Raw genomic sequence first — 22,489 nt, forward strand, 5'->3', positions numbered from 1 at the left:
GCAGGGAGTTTAGACTCATGGCGAATGTGGTGGTTGTCGGGGCCCAATGGGGCGACGAAGGCAAAGGCAAGATTGTGGATTGGTTGAGCGATCGTGCCGATGTGGTCACGCGCTTCCAAGGCGGCCATAATGCCGGCCATACATTGGTTGTGGGAGAAAAGGTCTATAAGCTCTCGCTCCTGCCTTCGGGCGTGGTGCAAGGCAAATTGTCCGTGATTGGCAATGGCGTGGTGGTCGACCCGCATGCGCTTCTCGATGAAATTAAGCGGGTTAGCGACCAAGGTGTGATGATTGATCCCTCAATCCTCGTGCTTGCGGATAATGCGACCTTGATCTTGGCCTTACACCGCGATTTGGATGGCGCGCGCGAAGCCCAAGCAGGTGCGGGTAAGATTGGCACAACGGGTCGGGGCATTGGTCCCGCCTATGAAGATAAGGTTGGCCGCCGTGCCATTCGCGTCGCCGATCTGGCTGACCCCGATGCGCTGGACGCCAAGATCGACCGCTTGCTTGCCCATCACACCGCCTTGCGCAAAGGGCTCGACCTGCCTGAGCTCGATGGCGCGGCGATCAAAGCCGAGCTTATCGGCCTTGCACCCAAGATTTTGCCCTATGCACAACCCGTATGGAAGGTGCTGGAAGAAGCCCGCCGTCGTGGCCGCCGCATCCTGTTTGAAGGCGCGCAAGGCACACTGCTCGACATTGACCACGGCACCTATCCCTATGTGACCTCGTCCAACACGGTTTCAGGCCAAGCTTCTGCCGGTACAGGCATGGGCCCCAATTCCTTGGGCTATGTGCTGGGTATCTGCAAAGCCTATACAACCCGCGTCGGCGAAGGCCCCTTCCCCACCGAATTGTTCGACGACATCGGCAAACGTATCGGCGAGCGCGGGCATGAGTTTGGCACCGTAACAGGCCGGCCACGTCGCTGCGGTTGGTTTGACGCGGTGTTGGTACGTCAGGCTGCCATCGTCGGCGGTATCAGTGGCCTTGCCCTCACCAAACTCGATGTGCTTGACGGGTTTGAGCAACTCAAAGTTTGCGTCGGTTATCGGATTGGCGACCGCGCCTTGGATTGGTTCCCCGCGGGCCTGAAAGATCAAGCCAGCGTGGAACCTATCTTTGAGTATTTCGACGGGTGGCAGGAAACCACACGCGGTGCGCGTTCTTGGAAAGACCTGCCTGCAAACGCCATCAAATACGTGCGCCGAATCGAAGAATTGGTGACCCGCCCCGTCGCCCTTCTCTCCACCAGCCCCGAGCGGGACGACACAATCTTGGTGCGCGATCCATTTGAGGGGTAAGCGCTAATGGAGCAAAAGCCACCGTCCACAGGCGCTGAAAACCCACCCAATCCTAGCTGGGATGATGAAGACGCCGATGATGCCCCGCGTGAGCTGACGCCGGAGGAACAAGCGCTGCATCAGGAAAATATGGCCAAGCTTGGCCGGGCCATGCGGGCCTATCTGATTTTGAAGATTGGCCTATCCGCGCTTCTGATTGCGGTCGTTATCAAGTTTTTTGGCCGCTAGGCTTTAGCGCCATAAGGCGCGAGGGTCGCGGGTACAGCTGACCTGGGTGCCGCCCACGTCCAGGGCCAAGCGGTTGGCCGTCGGCTCACCCCACGCAAAGCCCTCGGCCCGATCATCGCTATCTTTCAAGAGATAGAGGGTAAGCGAGGGTCGGTTTTGACCAATTGGCCATTCCACATTGCGCAGACGTAAGCGCAGCTTGGCAGGGCTGCCCCCGGCAAATTCAGCCGTCACCAAGCCACCTTGGTCGTGTACCACAAGGTCAGACACTGTGGCACGCTCAGCGCCCTTGGCAACTGAAGCCCAGCACGAGAAAGTCTGTGCCCGTTTGAGGCGCGTCGGGGGGGTATCACTGCCACCAAAGACCCGCACGCCGCGCTCATCCACGCCAACGTCACGTACCTCCCAGACATTGGCCGAAATGTCATGCTGCTCGCTGACCGACAGCACGCGCTTATCGGCATTGGTCACAAGCTTACACGCGGCGGGCCGCGTCGCCCCACTAAAGCCTTCCCCGCGCCGCCGCCAAATGATGTCGCAGCCCATGACAGGGGTGAAAGCATCTTTCTTGAGCTGACCTGGCTTGAGACCGTCCACCCCTTCGACGAGCCGCCACGCCCCCTCTAAGGGCTTGCCTTCCTTTGGCGCAAAACCAGTCAAGCGAATGCCGTTCAGGTCAGGATCAACACGCAATGTCCAGATGCGCTGGCGGGCAACGGGCCCTGTTTCCCCCCCTTTGCGATACTCGACATAGAAGCTGACGGGGCCGAATTCAGGGGCTTCAATTGGCTTGACCACGGCATGCAAGCGCTCATGGCGCAAAGGCAGCGGCACATTGAGTTCGGGCTCAAAAAAGGTCTGCAACTCATTGTCCCAACGCCCCGTCAACAAATCGGCGAGGTCAAGTAGGTCCTTATTCAAGACCTCCTGCATCGCGGGCGTGAGTGGCTTTACCGGCACAGGAACCGGCGTGGGGGCGGCAAGTTCTGGCACGCCGGCCTGTTCGGCAATCGATTGGGTTACCAGCTCCTTGAGAACACCCTCTGGCGTCATCTCGGGCGGTAAAGCTTGGGTTGCCCCAGAAGGTGGCGACAAAACACCGCCTGTGGGGGGTGCCTGCGCGCCCGAAATTGTTGGCAACAAGCAGGCAATGCCGGCCACAAACAGGGCGGCGGTAAGATGGTGCTGGCGTGTCGTAATCGGCATGTCCAAACCCGTTTAGCCCCCGCTTTCCCCAATAAGGCGAAAGACTATGTCATGATTTTGTCAGACCCTGCCAGCCCCCGCTCTGCGATACCCGCAGGTTCGATTAGGAAGCAAGGGCGGTAGGGCTATGAGGCGATAAGGGTGCGGTCGCTGGGATGGTCGCAGCGGTACTGCCAACCAAGGTTGGACTGGTGCTGGAAGGCGTTGGCGTCAACAAACGGGCAAATTCGCTTGCCACCATGGGCTTGCCGAACAAATAGCCCTGCAACGTATGCACGCCCGCCGCTTTCAACACCGCATGCTGGGTTGCCGTCTCAACCCCTTCCGCCACCACTTCGCGCCCCAAGGCCCGGCCGATACTGGAAACGGCTTGGATGATGGCCAAAGCCTCACGCGAGGTTTTGGGGTCGAGATCAAGGCTGGTGACGAATTCGCGGTCGATCTTGATCTTGTCGAACGGGAAGCGGTGCAGCGAGGTCAAGCTGGAATAGCCCACACCGAAGTCGTCGAGCGCCAGCTTACAGCCCATGGCTTTGAGTTGCGCGAACAATTGCCGCACGCGGTCTGGATCGCCCAAGAAAGCCGTTTCGGTCACTTCCAGAACCACGCGGGCCGGATTGTAACCTGTCTCAGCAAAGAGTTCTTTCAGATCGCCGACAAAATTTTCGTCGATCAATTCTAGGGGCGACACGTTCAGCGCGATGGGCAAATTGCCCCAATCGGCGGTGTCGTTGAAGACTGCTTGGCGGACGAAATGGCCGATATGGGCAATGAAGCCAGACTTTTCTGCGATCGGGATGAAGATGTCTGGGCCCACGCGCGCGCGGCCACCGCGATCCCAGCGCAGCAAAGCTTCGGCCGACACCACTTGATTGCCCATGCGATCATAGAGCGGCTGATACACCATGCTGAGGGCACCGGTCTCAAGATCAGCTTCAAGCTCATCGCGCAAGGCTTTTTCTTCGGGCGACAAAGTCACCGTACTCAAGACTTCAACCACCGAAGCCTTTACTTCCGGCTTGATGACCGGGGTCTCAGGTTCTGACAGATCGGTTTCCATCAGCTGCGCCAGGCGGTCGAGCGTCATGTGCAAAAGCGCGATCGCGCGCTCAATCTCAGACGGGGAGACGGGCGTATTGTGAATGCGAACAGCAGCTTCAATGCCACCGGCAAGCTTGGCTATCGCTTTCGCACCAATATTAAGGCTCATGGATTTGAGCGAATGGGCTGCTTTTGCCAGACGCTCGCGATCGCCAGCATCCAAAGCTTCTTGCATCTCGATTAACGTGCTGGGGGCGTGATTGCGATAAAGGCCAACCGCGCGCACGACGAAATCGCGTCGGTGCGTTTTCAGATCGCGCAGGAAAGGCAGAATCACGGCATCGTCAAATAGTCCGTCTTCACCGCTATCCTCGGCCTGCTCGCCCACAGACATCGCCACATCATCTGAACGGGCATCCATCATCTCAAGCGCCTTGGTCGCCAGATGGGCCGGTAGATTGGCTTGTAGGATTTCGCCCAGTGCCACCAGAGTAAAGGGCTTGTACAACACGCCGTCCATACCGCATTCAGCCCAAGCATTGGCGGCGGTTCCAACCACATGGGCCGTCAATGCCACGACCGGCAGACGCTTGCGCCCTTCTTGGGCCTCGAGTTTCCGGATCGCGCGCGTGGCTTCAAAGCCGTCCAAAACGGGCATCGAGCCGTCCATCAGCACCAAGTCATAATCCTTGGTCGCCAGCATGTTCAGCGCGTCTTGGCCATCGACAGCCGTGTCAGCCTTGATTTCAAAGCGCGACAGGGCTTCTACCGCCACTTCGCGGTTCACTTCGCCATCGTCAACCACCAGCACACGGGCGTCGGGATAAGCGACAGTAATGGCTTGGTTCATCAGCCCACCCTGGCTGATCGCGAAGCTCGTGCCATTGCGCAGGGCATTGATCAAATGATCCAAGTCGGCATGACGCACGGGCCGTTGCAGCTCGGCGACGGCCTGCCCTGCCCGCACCATGGAATCGGCTGCCGCATCATCTGGATCGGCAATCAGCACCAGCTTCTTGGGGTTAAAGCCGGGGGGCAATTCGGTGCGGTGGGCTTTGTCGGCGATGAGAAGATCGGGCTGCAGGGCCTCTGTTTGACCCAGTACTGCCCCGGCTGCCGCAAAGCGACGGCTGATCGCCCAAGCTTCGACTTGGCCTGCGACAAACACCTTCACGCAGGAGGGGACATCGGCCTCTTCCAAATGGGGTGGAGCCGCCAGAACGCGGGCCTCGCCGGTTAGAGCGGGCAAGCGCACGTGAAAGCTGGTGCCATGGCCCTGCTTACTTGTCGCGCCAATCTGGCCGCCCATCGCTTCAACCAGCCGCTTAGAGATCGATAGGCCCAGACCCGTACCACCAAAGCGGCGGGTCGTGGTTTGGTCTTCCTGCGAGAAGGCCGAAAAAATGCCGGCAATCTTATCTTCGGCAATACCAATACCGGTATCTTGCACGATCAAGCGCCAGAATTGGCTGTCGGGGTCTGGTTCAAGCCGAACCAACACATGGCCGGTCTCGGTAAACTTCAACGCATTAGACACAAGGTTGGAGATGACTTGGCCCAAGCGGACAGAATCTGCGGGAACCAGCTTGGGCGCTTGGGGGTGGGCGGAAGCCACCAATTCCAAGCCCTTTTCACGCGCCTTGGTATGGAACAAAGCCAAGACATCATCGACCAAATCGAGGACGTTGATCTCGCAAATCTCAACTTCGAGCTTGCCGGCTTCAATCTTGGAGAAGTCGAGAATGTCGTTGATGACGGCCAGCAAGCTGCGGCCGGACTTCACAATCGTATCGGCATGGCGCTTGGCTTTGGCAGGCAAGGATTCGGCAGCCAGAAGTTCTGCCATCACCATCACGCCATTCATCGGCGTGCGGATTTCGTGGCTCATGGTCGCCAAAAAGTCTGATTTGGCGGCATTAGCCCGCTCGGCGGCATCGCGGGCCACCAAATAATCGCTGGTCCGGGCGGCAACTTCAGCTTCCAGACCCCGCATGTGCGCGTCAATGCGGCGGTCGCGCTCGCCAATGGCTTCCAACATGGCGTTAAAGCCGGTCACAAGCGTGCCAACTTCGTCGGTCGTGGTGGCTTCCACCCGTTGCGAGAAGTCGCCCTTCTCGCCAATGGCGGCTACAGATTTGGTCAGGTCAGTCAGCGGTTCGGTCAGCGCGCGTTGGATGCGCCGGGAAATCTCTAAAGACAAAAGCAACGCGAGAAAGGCGATGCCCAAGACGCTGCCGATGGAGCGGAGCAGCGGGGTCAAAAAGTCGTTGGCCATATGGACGACGACAACGCGCCCTAACACCTGTCCACCCAATTCGATGGGCGAGACGACTTCCACCGATTTGGTGGTGATCAGCGCGACAAGATTGGGATCAGCACTTTCACTATCCAGCCGCACATCGTTGCGCAAACGCGTGCCAGAGCCATTTTCAGCCAGCGACATGCCATTGGCCAATTCCACGCGCGCATAGACAATCCCCGGACTGCGAGAAATGGCGCGAATAGCGATAAAGGCCCGTTGCCGATCTTGCGCCTGAACGGCCTCAGCCGCGCTACTGGCCAAGACTTGTGCTGCCGTGCGCATTTCAGACCAACGCGCCTCTGCATGGCGGGTCATGTCTTGATAGGCAAAAATCATGGTGACGGGAACAACCGAGAAAATCACCGAGCCCAAGACCAGTGCCGCCAAACGTGAGCGAATGGAGCTTGGCTTTTTAGCCTTTAGGACTTTCTGCTTTGGAGGCTTTTTCTGAGATTTCACCTGATCAAACCCGGGTAGTGGCATCAGGCTGATTAAGTAGCGCGGACACATTAAGTGCGGGTTAAGCCAACAGTTTTTGGCCACTGATAAAGCTGACAACGGGGCTGCAGTGCGAGGACTTGGTTTGACGGGCGGTTAACTGATTTAAGCTATATCCCGTGCGCAACAGGAGTTTAATCAACGTGCAAAACGCCGTTCTCAGCCATCTTTATGGGCCGTTGGTGACAGCGTTCGCGTGCCTCTGTGCCAGGGTCGCGCCCTATGACTGACTTTGGCAAAGCGCCCGAAACCAAAGTGGCACCCCAATTTGTCGCGACAGATTATGCGCGCATTCTGGTGGTCGATGACGACCCTATTTTGCGAGAATTTGCGGGCGTCTATTTATCTAGCCCAACCATAGAAGTTGAAGTGGCCGAGGATGGCCGCGTGGCCCTCGAGCGCTTGAAGCAAGGCGGGATCGATATTGCCCTGGTCGATCTGGAAATGCCCATTATGGATGGCTTTGAGCTGATCGCCGCCGTCCGCGCTGAACCCAGCCTTGAGAATCTGCCCATTGTGGTCATTACGGGCCGCGAAGATATGGAGGCAATCGACCGCGCCTATGGCACGGGGGCAACCTCGTTTGCGATTAAGCCGCTCAACTGGCGCTTGGTCAGCCACCAATTATCCTATGTGCTGCGCAACAGCCGTGCCGATGCCAAACAACGTCAAGGCCGCCGCTTGGCAGAACAAGCCGATGGCCTGAAAACCAATATTTTGCGCTTGATGCGGCATGAATTTAACACGCCCTTCAATGTGATCTTGGGCTTTGGCCGTCTGATCGAGAGACATAGCGATAATGCAGCCATTCAAGGCCATGCCCGTCAGATCTTGATGGCGGCGGAGAAGTTTAGGCGCATGCATGACCAATTGATGGAATCCGCCCGCATTCTGTCGGGCGATATAGAAGTCACCAAAAAGGTGTTTTCCGTAGCAGATTTGATTAAGGCTGCGGCGCGCGAAGCCTTGCGAGCGGGTGGCAAGTCTACGGACCTTAAACTGGCCGACCGGACGGGGAATTGCGAAATCACCGGTGACTATGACTTGCTGTTGACGGCTTTGCGCAATCTTATCGAAAACGCCTTCACCCACGGCCAAGCGCCGATTCATGTAATCGGGCAAAGAACCGCCACGGGCCGTGTGGCGATCCGCGTCTGTGATGCAGGCCAAGGCATGGACCAAACCAGCTTCGCGCTGGCAATACAGGCCTTCAAGCAAGGTCATTCTGCCTTACACCGCACAGAAGATGGCCTGGGCTTGGGCTTAGCCACCGCTGTTGGCAGCTTGAAGGCTGTCGGTGGTGAAATACATCTTGTCAGCGGCGAAAATGTCGGATTTGGTATTGAGATGGAATTCCCACTCGAATTAGACTGAATATTCGTACCTGACTAGACATCATCCTTGCTAAGCCTAATCATAATTTTTTAATGTTTACGAATACTGGTTAAATCTGTGCGTCCATTTTAATGTCATGTTTAACTTGCAGGCCTATGAGCAAACTAACAGCAGTAGGCATGCAAGATGTTTGACCAACTAAGCCACAAAAAATTACGGCGAGGAAACATCTCACTGGTTGGTGCTTTGGCACTGGTGCCTTTGAGTTATGCGGTGCTATGCGGCGTGGAGATGGCTGGGATCGCCAAAAGCAAAGCGAATTTGCAAGCTGCCGTCGATGCCGGAGCTTTGGCAGGCGCAGGGGAACTTAGTGTTTCTACCCGTGGCGATGACGGTATTCGCAGCACGGCTATTGCCTTAGCTACCCAAGCCATCAGCGGCATGACCGACACCACCCAGCCCAGTTTCACCGTCGAAATTGATCGCCAGGCTGGCACCGTCCGCGTGACTGGCCGGGCGCAGTTTCAATCGATGTTTTCGGGCTTGGTAACAAGCAATGCACCGCTCGAGACCACCTCCACAGCGGAAACCTTAAGTAAAACGCCACTCTGCGTGCTGCAAATCGATCAGACCGCTGCGATTGGGGCGCATGTAAAGGGGCGGGCCATCATTCGAGCACCGGGCTGTTTGGTTCAATCCAATTCCGGAATCTCAGTTATCAATTTGGCACGCATTGAGGCCGGCGTTGTCCAAGCCGTTAAGACTGCGACAGGCACGATTACGCCCGCGGCAAGTGTGGGAGCTTTGCCGATTGAGGATCCGTTTCAGACGCTTGACCTTAATCCCCCCTCCGGCTGCTTAACGAGCGCAGAGAGCATCCAGTACAGCGGCAACGAAACTGTTAGCTTGCCACCTGGTGTGCATTGCGAACAAATCTCGATCAATGGCAATGCTAAAATGATCTTGGAGCCCGGCGAGCATTATTTCAAAGGCGAGATGGAGTTTAATGGCAATGCCACGCTGAAAGGCGATGACGTTGTCTTGATCTTTGACACCAACCGCGCCTTCTCGTTTGGACAAAATTCCACTGTTAACCTAACTGCCCGCAAGACAGGTCCATTAGCAGGGTTTCTGATTGCGACAGGTCGCACCAATACCAAGCGCTTTTCCATTTCCTCCAGCAAGGTTCGTGAATTGCTCGGAACCATCTATATACCCGGTAGCGAGCTTTACATCTCGGCAGCCGGGAATGTGGCCCAAGACTCCGCTTGGAGCGTGATTGTCGCCAAGTCTTTGACCTTGGACAACAACCCTGTCTTGGTGATCAACAAGAATTATGTCGGCTCGGGCGTGCCCGTCCCGCAGGGGGTCGGCCCATCGGCAAGCGCGCCAAGGCTGGCGCGCTAATCAGCCAAAGTTCGACGCAGCAGCCATGCCCCCCATCCGGCTAGCAATGGCGTGAAACTCGGCCACTGTCTCATGGATGATCTCATGAGCGGTCTTGATCTCGTCAATCAGGCCTGAGGTTTGGCCTGCGAGGCCGACAGCCGCCTCCATATCGCCGCCAAAATAGAGGTCGAGTATGCCCTTAAACGTATCGGGCGGCATCACACCAGCCTCGTAGATGGCAGCCGTTCTCTGGGTTTTGAGCGCGCGAATACAGGGGCTTGCTTTCTTATTGAGGACGTAGGTCCCCGTCTCTTTGGCATCGAGGATGGCTTGCTTGTAATTGTGGTGCACGGGGCTCTCGGCACAGCTGACAAAGCGCGTGCCCATTTGAATGGCTTCAGCCCCCAGCGCGAAGGCCGCAGCCATGCCCTTGCCGTCACAAATGCCGCCTGCTGCGACCAGAGGCACATCGGTGACACGCCGGATCGCCTGCAACAGCACAAGGGTGGAGACTTCTTCAGGGTTCTTAAACCCGCCACCTTCGGCCCCTTCGACCACCAGACCATCAATGCCTGCCTCCACACATTTCAGCGCCGCATCGACCGTGGGGACGGCGTGATAGACGACAATGCCAGCCGCTTTCAGGGGCGCGATGAATTTGGCTGGGCTGCCAGCTGACGTGGTAACAAATTTCACCCCAGACTCACAAATGAACTGTAAAATCGCGTCATTTTTCAAGAACATGATCGGAAGATTGACGCCAAATGGGGCTTGGGTCAGGTCCTTCATTTTCAAGATTTCGGCTTGGCAATTCTCTGTTTCACCCGAAGATGTTTCGATGATCCCCAAACCACCTGCCTCACAGACAGCCGAGGCCAGCTGCGAACGGGCGATCCACCCCATGGGGGCTTGGATGATGGGGTATTTCGCGCCCGTGTGGGCCAAAAAGCGGTTCATCTGGATTTCCTTTTGATGAGAGGTTCTAACGGCCTGGCCGATAGCTGCGCGTAATTTGGCCAGCCAAGTCGCCCCGTTTGAACAAAACCGGCTTGGTCTTCTTGGCAACAAAGAGTTCGCCCTGATCGGCATAATGGGGCGAGGTTTTATCCAAAGTCGCCGAGCCATATTGGTGGATGCTGCGCGAGGCTAGATTACCCTCTTTGTCCCAACTGACGAACATGATGAACGTATCGCCACCATTGGCCGTCAATGTCCCGTCCTTTTGGGTCTCCCCATAGACCGCCCGATAGACGTCGGGGCCCCCGTCAATCGGCAAGTCCAGCTTGCCGCGTCGATAGCGATTAACCTCGCCCCAGCTGGGGTCCAACCGCCCGAAATGGGTTTTGAGTTGGGTAATGGCCGCATCTAGAGCTGGCCGCAGGGGTGGCAGGGGCTCACCATTTTCCGCCGCACGGCCAATCGGCTGTCCCATAAGCACCGCTAAAGCTGCGCCGCGATTATTCCGATCGGTCCGCCTATCCCACGCTTTCAGAATTTTCTGTGCTTCTGCCAAATCAGGATTGCCCGTGGCATCATAAGTCAAAACCTCGCGGATCAGGCCAGCCAAAATGCTTTTGTCACTATAGGCCAAATCATACTTATAGGCCTCAAACTCTTCCGCCGAGATGGACGTGTCACGGGCATAGGTCTCGAGAACACGATATGCGCGATTGGTCATATTGGTCTGCAAGCCCAAATGCGCGCCTAAACTTTCTGGGCGAATGTTGTCTGAGCCATCGGTTGCAACCAGTGGCGTATTATTGGAGTTAAACACCAACCCCGATTGCGGGTTCCAAAGCTGGGGCAACTTGTCGAAAGCCACCCTGCCCTGCCACAAGAGATCGCTGCGGTCACCCGGCAAAATTCCCTGCCACTCCACGCCATCCTTGCGGACGGGGAATTGGCCATTTGACAAATAGCCGATATTGCCGGCCCTATCGGCATAGATGAAATTGATACTGGGCAAGGCCTGCATCGCCATAGCTGCCCGCCATTCTGTCAGGTTTTTGGCCTTATTGATTGCCATATATTGATTGGGCTGGCGCAGTTCATTCTGCCCTGCATAACTGACGGCAAAGACGCCATGATCAGTCTCAAGCGCCGGTCCATGCACAGACCACAAAAGGTCGCGCTTAACGGTCCACAGGATCGGGCCCCAGACTTTGACACGGAATGTGGCGACCTTCTTTTCAAAGGCCACCCATTGACCGTCCAACAGATAGTGGCCGGGCTTTTTGGGGTCAGTGGTCAGACGATAGACATCGGCCAGATCGGGCTTATTGACGGTGCTGGCCCAACCCAAATTGGCATTATGACCGTGCAGCATGAAGGGAGAGCCCGGGAAGAAGCCACCCGCAACATGCCAGCCTTCACCGCTTTCAAGCACGGCCTCATACCACGCCACCATACCATCATAGGGCTGGTGGGAATTGACCAGAAGGCGGGTTGCGCCATCGGTGGAGCGCTTGGGCGCAATCGCAATGCTGTTCGACCCCTTTGGCGGGGCTTTGTCCGGCCCTTTCGCGGGCTCTAAAATCGACTTGAAAACCTTATCCAGCCCGTAAAAGAACGGCCCACGGTAGACGGTGCCTGCCGCGACATCCTTGCCGGACAGCGGCAAAAGCCCTGCGGGCACTTTGGCAGGGTTTTGCGCTGCATATAGATTGATCCCATCGGCATAGGCTTGCATGATCGCGCGGGTCTCTGGGGCAATCTCACGCTCATAACCTGCATGCACATGGTCCCAAACCTTCAGCAATTGCACCAGATAATCGCCAATGGCCGCATCCTTGCCCTTGGTCTCGCTCATCGTGCCGCGCGTGGTCAGCACCGCTTCGGCAATGGTCGCAAAATCATCTTCAGAATGGGCATAGCCCATGCCAAAGGCGACATCGACGTCGCGCGGCCCAGAAATATGGGGCACACCAAATTTATCGCGCTCAATCAGGGCATTATAGGCTTTTGCCTTTTCAAGATAAGGCGCTGGATGAATGCTCTCAGGGAATACCGCCAGCCGAACACCAGCCGCATAGGCCCCGCCGACTAGGATCAGGACTAAAAGACCAGCCCACAGGCCGATCTTGCTGCGTCTATGCATGATGTTGCCCCCGTGAGCGCTTATGAAGCCGCGCCCTTGACCCATCTTGGTAACGCAATTGCGGGCAAAGTCTATGGGGGCAGACCTGGGTCCGCCACAAGGTGTAACACGCACCAACGAGACCCCCCAGTCACCTAGAGGGTCCCAATGACCAGAAGTGCCGTGCCTTAGCTAACAACCGCCATCGAGGTTTCGTTGGCCGGTGGCGGGAATTGGTCATGGACAAAGGAATTGGTCTCAAAGGCGAGTCCCGGCGCGATACGAGAGCCATCCGACCTAATCACCTCAAACCGCCAAGACTGCGCCCATAAGGCAGCAGCGTGGCCGGGCGGCGACGTCAAAGACCGCTGCACCGTGTCGCTTCGCATCACCGCCATGCTGGTGGAGGTAGTCAGGGTGAATTGATAATTAAGCTCAACCTTCCACTTCACGCCGACGCCACCTTCCCAGCCAACCTTCACGCCAACGCTATGGGAGAAGGACTTGCTTTCGGTTTCGGTGATCCCAACCATGGTTGACTTTGATTGGGTCTGCGGCAGCGAAGTCGTATTGTTGTTGAAGAGGACCAAAGACCAATAGGTCCATCGTTCAATCGTACAAAAAGGATTGGCGATTTTGTCCAAAGAAGGACGATCGGTTCGATCAAACAAGCAGGTGAAGGGTAAGGTGACTTGCCGATCGCAAACGGGTTGGGTTGTCGCAGGCGGTGCCTGGCGGCTTTCGAGATTGGGAGCAACCTCCGGCGTGTTCACGACATTGGCTTCCAGCGGCACCAAGATCACACGGGCCAAGCCGGCATTTGGCGGGGTTGAGTAATTAGTGGTGCTGATAAACGTATCTGGCTCAAAGACAGCTTTGGTTGGGTCAGCCGATGGGTCCTTCAAAATGACAGGCCAAGCTGCGATATCATGGGTCCCGCCCGATCCCGCGTCTTGCCACGCGCAGCCGCCGGCAAACTGGCCCGCGGCAACAAGGTCTGCCCGCAAACACCACACATCATTCACAGAAGGCTTTCCATGACCTGTTTGTGCAACATCACCCATTGCGACATAGCCCGGTGGCGGCACTGGTCGCCAAACCGACCCATCCCAATCAGCCCCTGAGCCGGAATCATTCCAAATCCAGACATAATCAATCGGAGCCGCAACCGCTTTATTGCCGCCATCGGCAACCAACATGGAAGCGCGCATGCCATTTATAGGAGCGTGATTGCCAATAACGACGCTACCAAGGGGGCGAAACTCGCCCTGAGGCTCGGGGTGGTAAAATGCACCATTCATTCGGGCACCGCTCCCCCAATCTGGGTAGCGTAAACTAAAGGCTGAGGTAAGCGTCACTTTGAGATCACCATAAGACCGAAATTCGTTCATAAATTGCTCCTTCTCGTCCACCGATTTAATTACCATAAGTAACATCCAATAAATTACAACTATAAATTTTTATCGGCTTCTGGCCGACTCAAGGAAGCGGCACTGCAGGAAGGGGAGAGAAGGCGGCCTGCGATTTTTCGCGACAAGTCCGCCCGTCTGGTTTAGCTAAGGTCAAAATCATAATTTGCGGAGAAAACACCATGAGCGCCACCCAACTCCACGGCCTTGAATTGCGGTCCACGGTAACGTCGGAGGGCAAATTAGTCCTCAATCTCGAGCCGGTTACACTGGATGAACCCGGCCCCGATGAAGTGATTGTTCAGGTTGAGGCTTCCCCCATCAATCCGTCTGATTTGGGGCTTTTGCTTGGCCCGGCGGATATGGCGACCCTAGAGGCCAGTGGCACGGCCGACCGGCCTGTCCTAACTGCAACCATCCCCCCTGCCCGCATGGGCATGATGAAGCCGCGCTTGGATGCGTCTATGGCTGTGGGCAATGAAGGCGCGGGCACGGTGGTGCGCGCTGGGGCGAACGCGACGGGGTTACTTGGTAAAAAAGTCGGCATGTTTGGCGGCTCTATGTATGCCACTTACCGGAGAATTCTTGCTCGCGACTGCTCGCCACTGCCTGATGGTGCAACCGCGGCTGACGGGGCCTCGATGTTTGTGAACCCGTTGACGGCCCTTGCCATGGTCGAAACCATGAAGCGTGAAGGCCATGTCGCTTTGGTTCATACGGCGGCGGCTTCAAACCTGGGGCAGATGCTGAATAGGATTTGCCTCGCCGACGGCGTGCCCTTGGTCAATATCGTCCGAAGCGCTGAACAGGCCAAAATTCTGAAAGATATTGGCGCGAAATATGTTGTGGATTCAACATCAGAGACTTTCCAAGCTGATCTCACCGATGCCGTCACAGAAACCAAAGCCACCCTCGCCTTTGATGCCATTGGCGGCGGCCGTCTGGCCAATTCAATCTTGCATGCGATGGAGGCTGCTGCCAATCGCAACGCCAAGGAATATAGCCGCTATGGCTCGTCCACCTTCAAGCAAGTCTATATTTATGGCGGCCTCGACCTGCGCCCCACCGAATTGGACCGGGGCTTTGGCCTTTCGTGGAGTGTGAGCGGCTTCCTCTTGACGCCCTTCTTGCAGAAGATTGGCCTCGAGGCGGCCCTCGGTTTGCGCCAGCGTGTGGCGCGCGAGCTGACGACAACTTTTGCTAGCCATTATACTTCGACCCTGTCCTTGGCCGAGGCGTTGCATCCAGACCATGTGCAGGCTTACGCCCGCAAAGCAACGGGCGAAAAATATCTGATCAATCCGAGCCTTTAGGCCTGGCCCGCAACACGTAGCGCACAGGCTGATGGTCGGTGAAGGCAAAGCCTGTGTCGCTGGTCGTGACGCTTAACGCCTCCACGCCCGGCGAAACCAGTGCGCCATCAACGATCGTAGTATAATTTCGCCCGGCGACATAGGGCTGTTCATTGGTGCGCACGCTGGGGGTGCGGGGGTCAAACACCAAATGCCACCCCTGTGGAATGCGTGCCTGAGGCATGTCGCGAATCCAGAATTGCGCGGCGGGATCGGCGGTATAGGGAAAGTGGGTTGGAGCAAAACGCAAATTCCAATCCCCGAGCACCACCACATGATGGCCGCGCGCATATGCCGCTTGAGCAAGGTCTAACACAGCGCGAAACTGTGCCTCGCGAACTTGGCCTGAATCAAAGGCGGAGAGATGGAGATGGATCACAGTCCAAGGTTCATCGGCCAAGCGCAGATCGAGCATCTGCACATGGTAGCGCCGCGTCACGAACCCGGCCAGTCGCTTTGGGTCATCCGGGAGGCGGACAAGGCTTTGGCCAACCAATCCGACCCGCGTCGCCACGCCTAACCCGTGCTTTAAGCGAGGCACGCCGTGATCGATGTCAGCGCTCATCATCATGGAGGTACCGGGCAAAGCCGTTGCGACTTTTGCCACGACATCACGGCCATAGGTCAGAAGACCGGGTCGAGCCAATTCCTGGAACAGATAGATATCGGCCTCAAGGGCCTTCACTTGCTCAGCGATGCCCGTAAGATTTCGGTCCACGCTGTGTTTGGACGGCGGCAGGATGCGCTTACCGCCATCGGCCTTGAAGTCAGCATCCTGACCCAAGCCTGCATAGCCAAGATTCCATTGCACCAAAGTCAATTGGGTCGTCTGTGGCGGGGGCAGTGTCACCGCGGGGGCCTGCACGGTCTCCAAGACAAGCGGCTTGCGGTCATCCAGATGCTGGCAGCCGCCCAGAAGCGCGATGAGCACCATCAAGCAAAGGCCAATCCGCATCCTGTGTTGCGATGCGGGAATCAAGATCTGGGTGGCGCGGTGCTCGCGCGCTCGACCAATGCTCCTTGAACCAAATAAGGCTCTGCGCTTGGCGCGGTTGCCTGATGGATCAAAAGCTCAACAGCTTTGGAGAAAGTGGCTGCAATAGGCTGGTCAATTGCCGTCAGTTGCGGCGAGGTAAAGCGCACGACCGGTGTATTGTCGAAGCTGATCAGGGACAAATCCCTGGGCACCAGCAGATCGCGCTCATGGGCGATGTCCAAAGCCGCGAGGGCCATTTGATCATTGCTCGCGATAATCGCGGTCGGGGGAGTGTGTAAGTCCAGCAAGGCGGCTGCGGCGAGACGGCCACTTTCATAGCTGAAATCGCCTTGGACACATAAGCCTGCCTCGGCAAGACCGGCTTTGGCCATTGCCTTACGCCAGCCCTCAACCCGCCAATGCGACAAATTATAGTCTGGCGTCCCGGCGATAAACCCAATTCGCTGATGCCCTAACCCGATCAAATGCTCGGTCGCTTGCGCCGCAGAGTCCGCATCGCCCATATGAATGGCAAACCCACTGCCCGGACTTAAGGACCCGATGCGGGCAAAGGGAATGTCGCGCCGGGCGAGCAAATTGGTGATCAAGGGGTTCTCAGAGTGGGGCGGGGTTAGAATAATGCCATCGGGCTGAAGCGCGGCGATCGTCCCACTTAGCTCGCGCTCCACATGGTCATTATGGGTGTCGACGAGCTCAAATATCATGCGATAGCCATGCTCCGCGCAGGTCAACATGCCCCCCAAAAGCATTTGGTCAACCCAGTCAGCCCCACGACGCGCCCGCCATTCGGCAATCGTCCGTTCGCGGTCATTGATGACCAGAATGAGGTAAGAGCGCGAACCACTCATGCGCTGGGCGGCAATAGAGGGAACATAATGCAGCTTCTCGATCGAAGCTTGCACCCGCGCCTTCATTTCCGGGCGCACATTGGGCTCATTATTGATGACACGGCTAACGGTCTGCAAGGAGACACCCGCATCGGCGGCAACATGGGAAATGGTGACCGATTGGTTGCGACGGCCCATAACCTACCCCTTCAACCCCTGACACCGATAGGCGCGGGCAATCTGTGCGGTTTCCAAGGGGGGTGACTCAGACTCAACGCGCATAAAAACTACTCTCGATGGAACAGTCATGACCTTGATATCCCGCCACAAATTCCGACAAAAGGTTTAACGGCTTAACCCTAAAGAATCAAAGGATATATCAAACTTACACAGCAATTTGATTACTCTCGATAAGCTTAGATCATCGTTGCTTTGGTCCAAAAACAAAGTCAATCGATTGCAAGTTTAAACTGGGACCAGGCTTGAAACTGGATGGAAAAAGCGAGCCTTGAGAGTTAGCTCAAGGCTCGCTTTAGGTGGATAGATTAGAATTCTACCCGTGCCATCACGGTGAAGCGGCGGTCGTTGCGGAAGGCCGAACGCGTCACACGTGTGCCCTTAAAGTCGATGACTTGACTGGTCTGGGTCACTTCGTCGAGCAGGTTCACCCCCTGGATACCAAACTTAACGCGGGGGCTCCATGTATAGAAGATTGAGCCGTCAAGCTGGCCTGTCCCCTCGCCGTAAATGGGCGAGAAGGGGAAGATGACGTCGCGCGGGGTTTGTAGGAATTCCGACCGCCAATTATAGGCCAAACGCATCGCAATCGGGCCCTTTTCATAGAAGCCGACCGCATTGATCGTATGTTCGGAAACACCGGCCAAGGGCGTAGACCCGGCAAATGGGCTCTGCTCGGCGCCGAGGTTCGAGTTGCTGAAGTCACCGGCATCCACATAGGTATAGGTGAATTGGGCACCCAAGCCGCTCAACAAGCCCGGCAAGAAGTCATAGGTCTGCTGATAGGAAAGCTCGACGCCCTTCAAGGTGCCGCCATCGCTATTAACCGGACCATTGACCAGAATATCGCCGTTGACACCTTTTGGACTGGTGAAGCGGCGGACCGAGGCCCCGCCATTCACAATGCCTTGGATGTCCTTCATGAAGGCCGAAACTGAGACATAACCCACTTTGGCAAAATACCATTCGTAGGACAGGTCATAATTCCAGGATTCGATCGGACGCAGCAAACGGTTACCTGTGCCAATCTGGAAGAGCGGCCCTGTTGCCAGAGTACCGCCCGCTTTCAGGCTGGCCGTATTGTCGGAAATGCCGCCACCTGTGGCGAAGGCATTTAAGTCTGGGCGTGAAATCCCTTTCGACGCGGCAAACCGGACCAGCATGCCATTGCCAAAGTCTGCCTTGGCATTGAAGCTTGGCAAGACATGGTCGAACTTAATGTCGGCGCTATCGTCCAGCTTTTCACCGGTAAAGAAGGATCCAAAGGCTGCCAAACGTGTCGGCGATAGGCCGCAATAGCCCGGGGCTACTTGGCCCGCTTGAACTGCATTACAGGCTCTTTGCAATTCTGCAACGCTCACGATCCCATCGCCATTACCGCCGATATTGACGCCGTTGACGATGTTGACGTTATCGAAGAATTCGCCGGTCGGAAGTTGGATATTGCCAGCGCTTTGGACCGTGGTCTGCACATAGCGCAGGCCAATGTTACCGGTAATCTTAAAGTCGCTGGAAAATTCCTTGCCGAAGTCCACGCGGGCAAAGGCGGCCGAGGTCAATTCTTCAACGTCCGAGATTTCACCTGGAGTCCAAGGGCCACCTGCGACATTGTTGTTGCGGGCAGAGATTGGGAACCAAGCGTTCGGGGTCAGGGTGTAAGCGGTGATCGCATTAGCCTGCTTGCGGATTTCGCCGCTCAGATAGTCGCGAACCGTATTATCGCCGCCGAAGAAGAAGGCAGAGCCATCACCCAGGGGCACAGGCACATTGCCGCGCTGGAAGTTGTCGCCAAATGGATTGCGAATGGCGGACGAGCCTGGGAAGTCCTTGGCGTAAGCGCCACCGCAGCCGAAGGCTTGGAAGTCACCGCAGTTCCAGTTGCCACCGCGACCGGTCCAAGGTGCACCTAAATTGCCCCAGTTGGAGAAGTTGGCATTGCGGGTGATGCGCGAGCGATCACTCCAACGCGCACCAAAGCGCACGCCCTTGAAGAAGCCATCTTCCTTCAAGTCATATTCGCCGTCGAGACGAACGCTGGTCATCTCGCCTTCGTTATAGACTTGGTTGTCCAGCAAGAACCAATAGAAGGTCTTGGATGGATCAGTGAAATAGCTGGCGGGCGAGTTTGCCGAACCGGGCTGCAGGAACTGCACGATCGGCGTGTCACCCGTATTGTCGATATAGACATCGCTATAGGTCTGCATCGCCGAGATGAAGCCATTCTCGGTTCGGTCCGAGGCGATGTGCTGAGCTTCAAAGTTGAAGCGCATGCGATCGGTTGGGTTAAACTTCAAGGTGAAGGACACATCTTCCGTCGAGGCTTGATCTTCGCGTTGGAAGCGCAAGAGTTCGGTTGGGATACCGCGACCGCCTGTAAATGGCTGAAGCTGGGTCAATGTACCCTTGGCAAACTGATTGCCGGCAAACGTTGCCGTCGTGCCAGGTGCCACAACAGGGAACAAAGCATCGTCATTGACCAGAGCCAAAGCCGAGAATTCTTCCAAGGTGGCTTCGGTGGTTGCTTTCAAATATTCAAGCGTGGCCAACCAGCGCTTGTCATTGCTTTCCCACTGACCCACGATCGAGATCGCATCGCGGTCGCGCGTCAGGTCGGTGGTGCGCACGCCTGCGCCCTTAGGCACAAACACGGCATTGGTTGGTGGGAAGTTGGATGCGTTGAAGGCCTGGCCGCCACTGAAACCGCCCGAACCCACCGCACGGACGCGGATACAAGCCGAAGTCAGTGAAGCATCGCGGTAGCAAGGGTCGGTGATTTGCGACGCGTCGGTCTTGGTTACCAATTGCGATTGGGCATAGGCCAATTGCACACCAAAGGTGCCGACTTCGGTTTCATAGGTATTGGAACCCAAGAAGGAGAAGCCAGGCGACCATTTCTTCGCCATGTCGCCGTAATTGCTTTCAATCGTGCCAGCGAAGCGTGGGCCCTTTTTGTCGAGCGGCTTGCGGGTAACGAGATTGACGGTGCCGGAGATGCCGCCGTCAATCATATCTGCCGTGGCATTCTTAAACACTTCGACGCGGCCCAAAAGCTCTGGCGAAACGTCATTGAAGGAAAGTTCGCGGCCACCGTTGGCGGAGAAGATATCGCGGCCATTCAACTCAGAGCGCACATAGGGCAGACCGCGGATGATGACGCCCGAACCTTCGACCGAGAAGCGGTCTGGGTCATTGCGCTGCTCAAAGCGGGAGATATTGATGCCGGGAATGCGTTGCAGCGCTTCTGCCACCGAACGGTCTGGCAAGGCACCAATGTCTTCAGCGGTCACCACATCGACGAAGGTGTCGAGGTTGCGCTTGATCGACTGCGCATTTTGCAACGAACGGCGGAAGCCGGTCACAACGATCACTTCGGCAGGTGCCTCAGCTTCTTGGGTGGCAGGGGGTGCGGCGTCTGCTGGCTTAGCCGGTTGTGGTGCCGTCTGCGCAAAAGCAGGCTGAGAAACCAGCGCCAAAAGGGCGAGACTGGATGCGGTGGTCAAAGCGGTGAAACGCCGTGACCGAGACGTGGCGGTGCCTGCGTTGAGTTGATAGGCCAAATTTTCCTCCCCTGACTCCCTTCTTTTTTGAAGGAAGCTAATCATATTGTGCGAGCCATAACCGGAATTGAGAGCGTTCACAAGAAAAAATGAACGTTCACATTTGCGTCATCCGTGCTAGATGGCAAGAAAATACAGTTAAGATGACTCAGGGGGTGACGAGACATGGCAATTGAGACAATCGTAATCGTAGGTGGTGGCACGGCGGGCTGGATGGCAGCCGCCGCTTTGTCGCGCTTGCGTGCGGGTAAGCCAGTCAATGTCATCGTCATCGAATCAGAACAAATCGGCACAGTTGGCGTCGGCGAAGCCACCATTCCGCCCTTCCTCGACTTCAATCGCCTGCTGGAAATTGACGAGCGCGAGATGTTGTCTGCCGTCCAAGGCAGCTTCAAGCTCGGCATTCAATTCGTCAATTGGGGTAAGATAGGCGATAGCTACATCCACCCGTTTGGCAATTATGGCTATCAAGTCGACGGTGTGTCCTTCCACCATATTTGGCACAAGTTTAAAGAGGCAGGCGACAAAAGGCCGATCCAGATCTTCAATATAGAGACCATGGCAGCCCATCATGGCCGCTTTGCCCGTACCGAGGATTATCAGCGCGACGATCTGCCCCCGATCAATTATGCCCATCACCTCGACGCCGGCCGCTATGCCAAATATTTGCGGGCTTATGCCGAAAAGCGCGGCGCGATCCGGATTGAAGGCAAGGTCAATGATGTCGCGTTGGATGGCGAAACGGGCTTTGTCACCTCTGTCACGATGGATAATGGCGTTGTCATTGATGGCGATTTGTTCGTCGATTGCTCAGGCTTTAGAGGTCTGTTGATCGAGCAGGCGCTCAAAACAGGCTATGAAGATTGGTCAAATTTCCTGCCCTGCAATCGCGCTGTGGCCCTGCCCTGTAAGCGCGACGATGGCAGCCCACCCCCACCTTATACACGCGCCACCGCCCATCGCGCGGGCTGGCAATGGCAAGTACCTCTCCAGCACAGGAATGGGAATGGCCATGTCTATTGCAGCGATTTTATGAGTGATGATGAGGCGCTCGACATTCTGGTCCATAATATCGCAGGCAAACCGCAAGCGGAGCCTAATTTCCTGCGCTTTGTCACCGGGCGAAGGAAGAAGTTTTGGAACAAAAATGTCGTAGCCTTGGGTCTTGCTGCGGGTTTTATGGAGCCCTTGGAATCAACTTCCATCCATCTGATCAATACCGGGATCAATAAGCTGATTGCCCTTCTTTCGCTCGATGGCATTACCCAAGCGCAAGAAGATGCGTTTAACCGCCTGACCGGTAAGGAATATGCCCGCATCCGCGACTTCTTGATCCTGCATTATAATGCCACCAGCCGCGACGACAGCCCGTTCTGGAATTATTGCCGCAACATGGTCGTGCCTGAAAGCCTGACCGAAAAAACCGACCTCTTCCGCCTCAATGGTCAAATTTTCCGCGAGGATGACGAGCTTTTCACCGAAACCAGCTGGGCGGCTGTGATGATGGGCCAGGGCATCACGATGCAGGGTCATAATGCGATGGCCGACGCGCTTTTGAGCCCCAAGACCAGCGATGAATTACGCGGGATCGAACAATCCATCCAATTCGTAGTCCAGCATATGCCCAGCCATAAGGACTATCTGCAACGCTATTGCCCGGCCCCGATGTAGGGGGCTCCGTCTGGGACACCTCGGCGCACGGGCGCTCCCCTCTCCCAGAGGGAGAGG

At 56.4% G+C, this 22,489-nt stretch carries 14 protein-coding genes; 6 read left to right on the top strand and 8 right to left on the bottom strand.

The window, feature by feature from the left end; translation table 11 throughout:
- The first annotated feature begins 17 nt into the window (after nucleotides 1-17).
- Together B7364_RS07720 and B7364_RS07725 are read left to right on the top strand one after the other, a co-directional pair.
- Complete coding sequence (locus tag B7364_RS07720) at nucleotides 18-1,307, top strand: adenylosuccinate synthase (RefSeq protein ID WP_085339441.1); 1,290 nt, start codon at nucleotides 18-20, stop codon at nucleotides 1,305-1,307.
- Nucleotides 1,308-1,313: 6 nt separating this feature from the next.
- Nucleotides 1,314-1,535, top strand: coding sequence for a hypothetical protein (locus tag B7364_RS07725; RefSeq protein WP_085339442.1), 222 nt, complete (start codon nucleotides 1,314-1,316; stop codon nucleotides 1,533-1,535).
- Between the two features lie 3 nt (nucleotides 1,536-1,538).
- Here B7364_RS07725 and B7364_RS07730 read toward each other — a convergent pair whose 3' ends face one another.
- Both B7364_RS07730 and B7364_RS07735 read right to left on the bottom strand, forming a co-directional pair.
- Nucleotides 1,539-2,741, bottom strand: a complete 1,203-nt coding sequence (locus B7364_RS07730; protein ID WP_085339443.1) for a chromophore lyase CpcT/CpeT — start codon at nucleotides 2,739-2,741, stop codon at nucleotides 1,539-1,541.
- Between the two features lie 103 nt (nucleotides 2,742-2,844).
- Entirely contained in the window at nucleotides 2,845-6,543 is a 3,699-nt protein-coding gene (locus B7364_RS07735; RefSeq protein ID WP_232780841.1) for an EAL domain-containing protein, read from the bottom strand.
- A gap of 261 nt (nucleotides 6,544-6,804) precedes the next feature.
- Here B7364_RS07735 and B7364_RS07740 point away from each other — a divergent pair, with 261 nt between their 5' ends.
- Both B7364_RS07740 and B7364_RS07745 read left to right on the top strand, forming a co-directional pair.
- Nucleotides 6,805-7,956: a hybrid sensor histidine kinase/response regulator gene (locus B7364_RS07740; protein WP_085339444.1), complete on the top strand. Its 1,152-nt coding sequence runs from the start codon at nucleotides 6,805-6,807 to the stop codon at nucleotides 7,954-7,956.
- Between the two features lie 147 nt (nucleotides 7,957-8,103).
- Nucleotides 8,104-9,324 carry a pilus assembly protein TadG-related protein gene (locus tag B7364_RS07745; RefSeq protein ID WP_085339445.1) on the top strand — a complete coding sequence of 407 codons (1,221 nt, stop codon included), beginning with the start codon at nucleotides 8,104-8,106 and terminating at the stop codon, nucleotides 9,322-9,324.
- Here B7364_RS07745 and B7364_RS07750 read toward each other — a convergent pair whose 3' ends face one another.
- The 3 genes from B7364_RS07750 to B7364_RS07760 all read right to left on the bottom strand — a co-directional run bounded on the left by B7364_RS07750 (nucleotide 9,325) and on the right by B7364_RS07760 (nucleotide 13,818).
- The gene (locus B7364_RS07750; RefSeq protein ID WP_085339446.1) at nucleotides 9,325-10,263 is read right to left on the bottom strand and encodes an NAD(P)H-dependent flavin oxidoreductase; all 939 of its coding nucleotides are present in this window, start codon (nucleotides 10,261-10,263) and stop codon (nucleotides 9,325-9,327) included.
- Between the two features lie 25 nt (nucleotides 10,264-10,288).
- Complete coding sequence (locus B7364_RS07755) at nucleotides 10,289-12,403, bottom strand: acylase (RefSeq protein WP_085339473.1); 2,115 nt, start codon at nucleotides 12,401-12,403, stop codon at nucleotides 10,289-10,291.
- A gap of 167 nt (nucleotides 12,404-12,570) precedes the next feature.
- Entirely contained in the window at nucleotides 12,571-13,818 is a 1,248-nt protein-coding gene (locus B7364_RS07760; protein WP_085339447.1) for a Vps62-related protein, read from the bottom strand.
- Nucleotides 13,819-13,973: 155 nt separating this feature from the next.
- Here B7364_RS07760 and B7364_RS07765 point away from each other — a divergent pair, with 155 nt between their 5' ends.
- On the top strand, nucleotides 13,974-15,104 hold the full coding sequence (locus B7364_RS07765) for a zinc-binding dehydrogenase (RefSeq protein WP_085339448.1): 1,131 nt from the start codon (nucleotides 13,974-13,976) through the stop codon (nucleotides 15,102-15,104).
- On the opposite strand, the gene B7364_RS07770 is transcribed toward B7364_RS07765, so the two are convergent.
- The 3 genes from B7364_RS07770 to B7364_RS07780 form a co-directional block, all read right to left on the bottom strand.
- Nucleotides 15,088-16,077 carry an endonuclease/exonuclease/phosphatase family protein gene (locus tag B7364_RS07770; protein WP_157893570.1) on the bottom strand — a complete coding sequence of 330 codons (990 nt, stop codon included), beginning with the start codon at nucleotides 16,075-16,077 and terminating at the stop codon, nucleotides 15,088-15,090. The genes B7364_RS07765 and B7364_RS07770 overlap by 17 nt on opposite strands.
- A gap of 41 nt (nucleotides 16,078-16,118) precedes the next feature.
- Nucleotides 16,119-17,165, bottom strand: a complete 1,047-nt coding sequence (locus tag B7364_RS07775) for a LacI family DNA-binding transcriptional regulator (protein WP_085339450.1) — start codon at nucleotides 17,163-17,165, stop codon at nucleotides 16,119-16,121.
- 347 nt (nucleotides 17,166-17,512) lie between these two features.
- Entirely contained in the window at nucleotides 17,513-20,761 is a 3,249-nt protein-coding gene (locus B7364_RS07780; protein ID WP_232780842.1) for a TonB-dependent receptor, read from the bottom strand.
- A 165-nt stretch (nucleotides 20,762-20,926) separates the two neighbouring features.
- Here B7364_RS07780 and B7364_RS07785 point away from each other — a divergent pair, with 165 nt between their 5' ends.
- Nucleotides 20,927-22,432: a tryptophan halogenase family protein gene (locus tag B7364_RS07785; RefSeq protein ID WP_085339452.1), complete on the top strand. Its 1,506-nt coding sequence runs from the start codon at nucleotides 20,927-20,929 to the stop codon at nucleotides 22,430-22,432.
- The last annotated feature ends 57 nt before the right edge of the window (nucleotides 22,433-22,489 follow it).

This window comes from Aquidulcibacter paucihalophilus (genome assembly GCF_002105465.1).
In the GTDB taxonomy this organism is placed as follows: Bacteria; Pseudomonadota; Alphaproteobacteria; order Caulobacterales; family Aquidulcibacteraceae; genus Aquidulcibacter; species Aquidulcibacter paucihalophilus.

Excerpts from the sequence above, each read along its gene's own strand:
- B7364_RS07775 (WP_085339450.1), bottom strand. The coding sequence starts at position 17,165 with ATGGGCCGTCGCAACCAATCGGTCACCATTTCCCATGTTGCCGCCGAT.
- B7364_RS07750 (WP_085339446.1), bottom strand. The coding sequence starts at position 10,263 with ATGAACCGCTTTTTGGCCCACACGGGCGCGAAATACCCCATCATCCAA.
- B7364_RS07720 (WP_085339441.1), top strand. The coding sequence starts at position 18 with ATGGCGAATGTGGTGGTTGTCGGGGCCCAATGGGGCGACGAAGGCAAA.
- B7364_RS07745 (WP_085339445.1), top strand. The coding sequence starts at position 8,104 with ATGTTTGACCAACTAAGCCACAAAAAATTACGGCGAGGAAACATCTCA.
- B7364_RS07770 (WP_157893570.1), bottom strand. The coding sequence starts at position 16,077 with ATGGTGCTCATCGCGCTTCTGGGCGGCTGCCAGCATCTGGATGACCGC.
- B7364_RS07740 (WP_085339444.1), top strand. The coding sequence starts at position 6,805 with ATGACTGACTTTGGCAAAGCGCCCGAAACCAAAGTGGCACCCCAATTT.
- B7364_RS07725 (WP_085339442.1), top strand. The coding sequence starts at position 1,314 with ATGGAGCAAAAGCCACCGTCCACAGGCGCTGAAAACCCACCCAATCCT.
- B7364_RS07785 (WP_085339452.1), top strand. The coding sequence starts at position 20,927 with ATGGCAATTGAGACAATCGTAATCGTAGGTGGTGGCACGGCGGGCTGG.
- B7364_RS07760 (WP_085339447.1), bottom strand. The coding sequence starts at position 13,818 with ATGTTACTTATGGTAATTAAATCGGTGGACGAGAAGGAGCAATTTATG.
- B7364_RS07730 (WP_085339443.1), bottom strand. The coding sequence starts at position 2,741 with ATGCCGATTACGACACGCCAGCACCATCTTACCGCCGCCCTGTTTGTG.
- B7364_RS07755 (WP_085339473.1), bottom strand. The coding sequence starts at position 12,403 with ATGCATAGACGCAGCAAGATCGGCCTGTGGGCTGGTCTTTTAGTCCTG.
- B7364_RS07765 (WP_085339448.1), top strand. The coding sequence starts at position 13,974 with ATGAGCGCCACCCAACTCCACGGCCTTGAATTGCGGTCCACGGTAACG.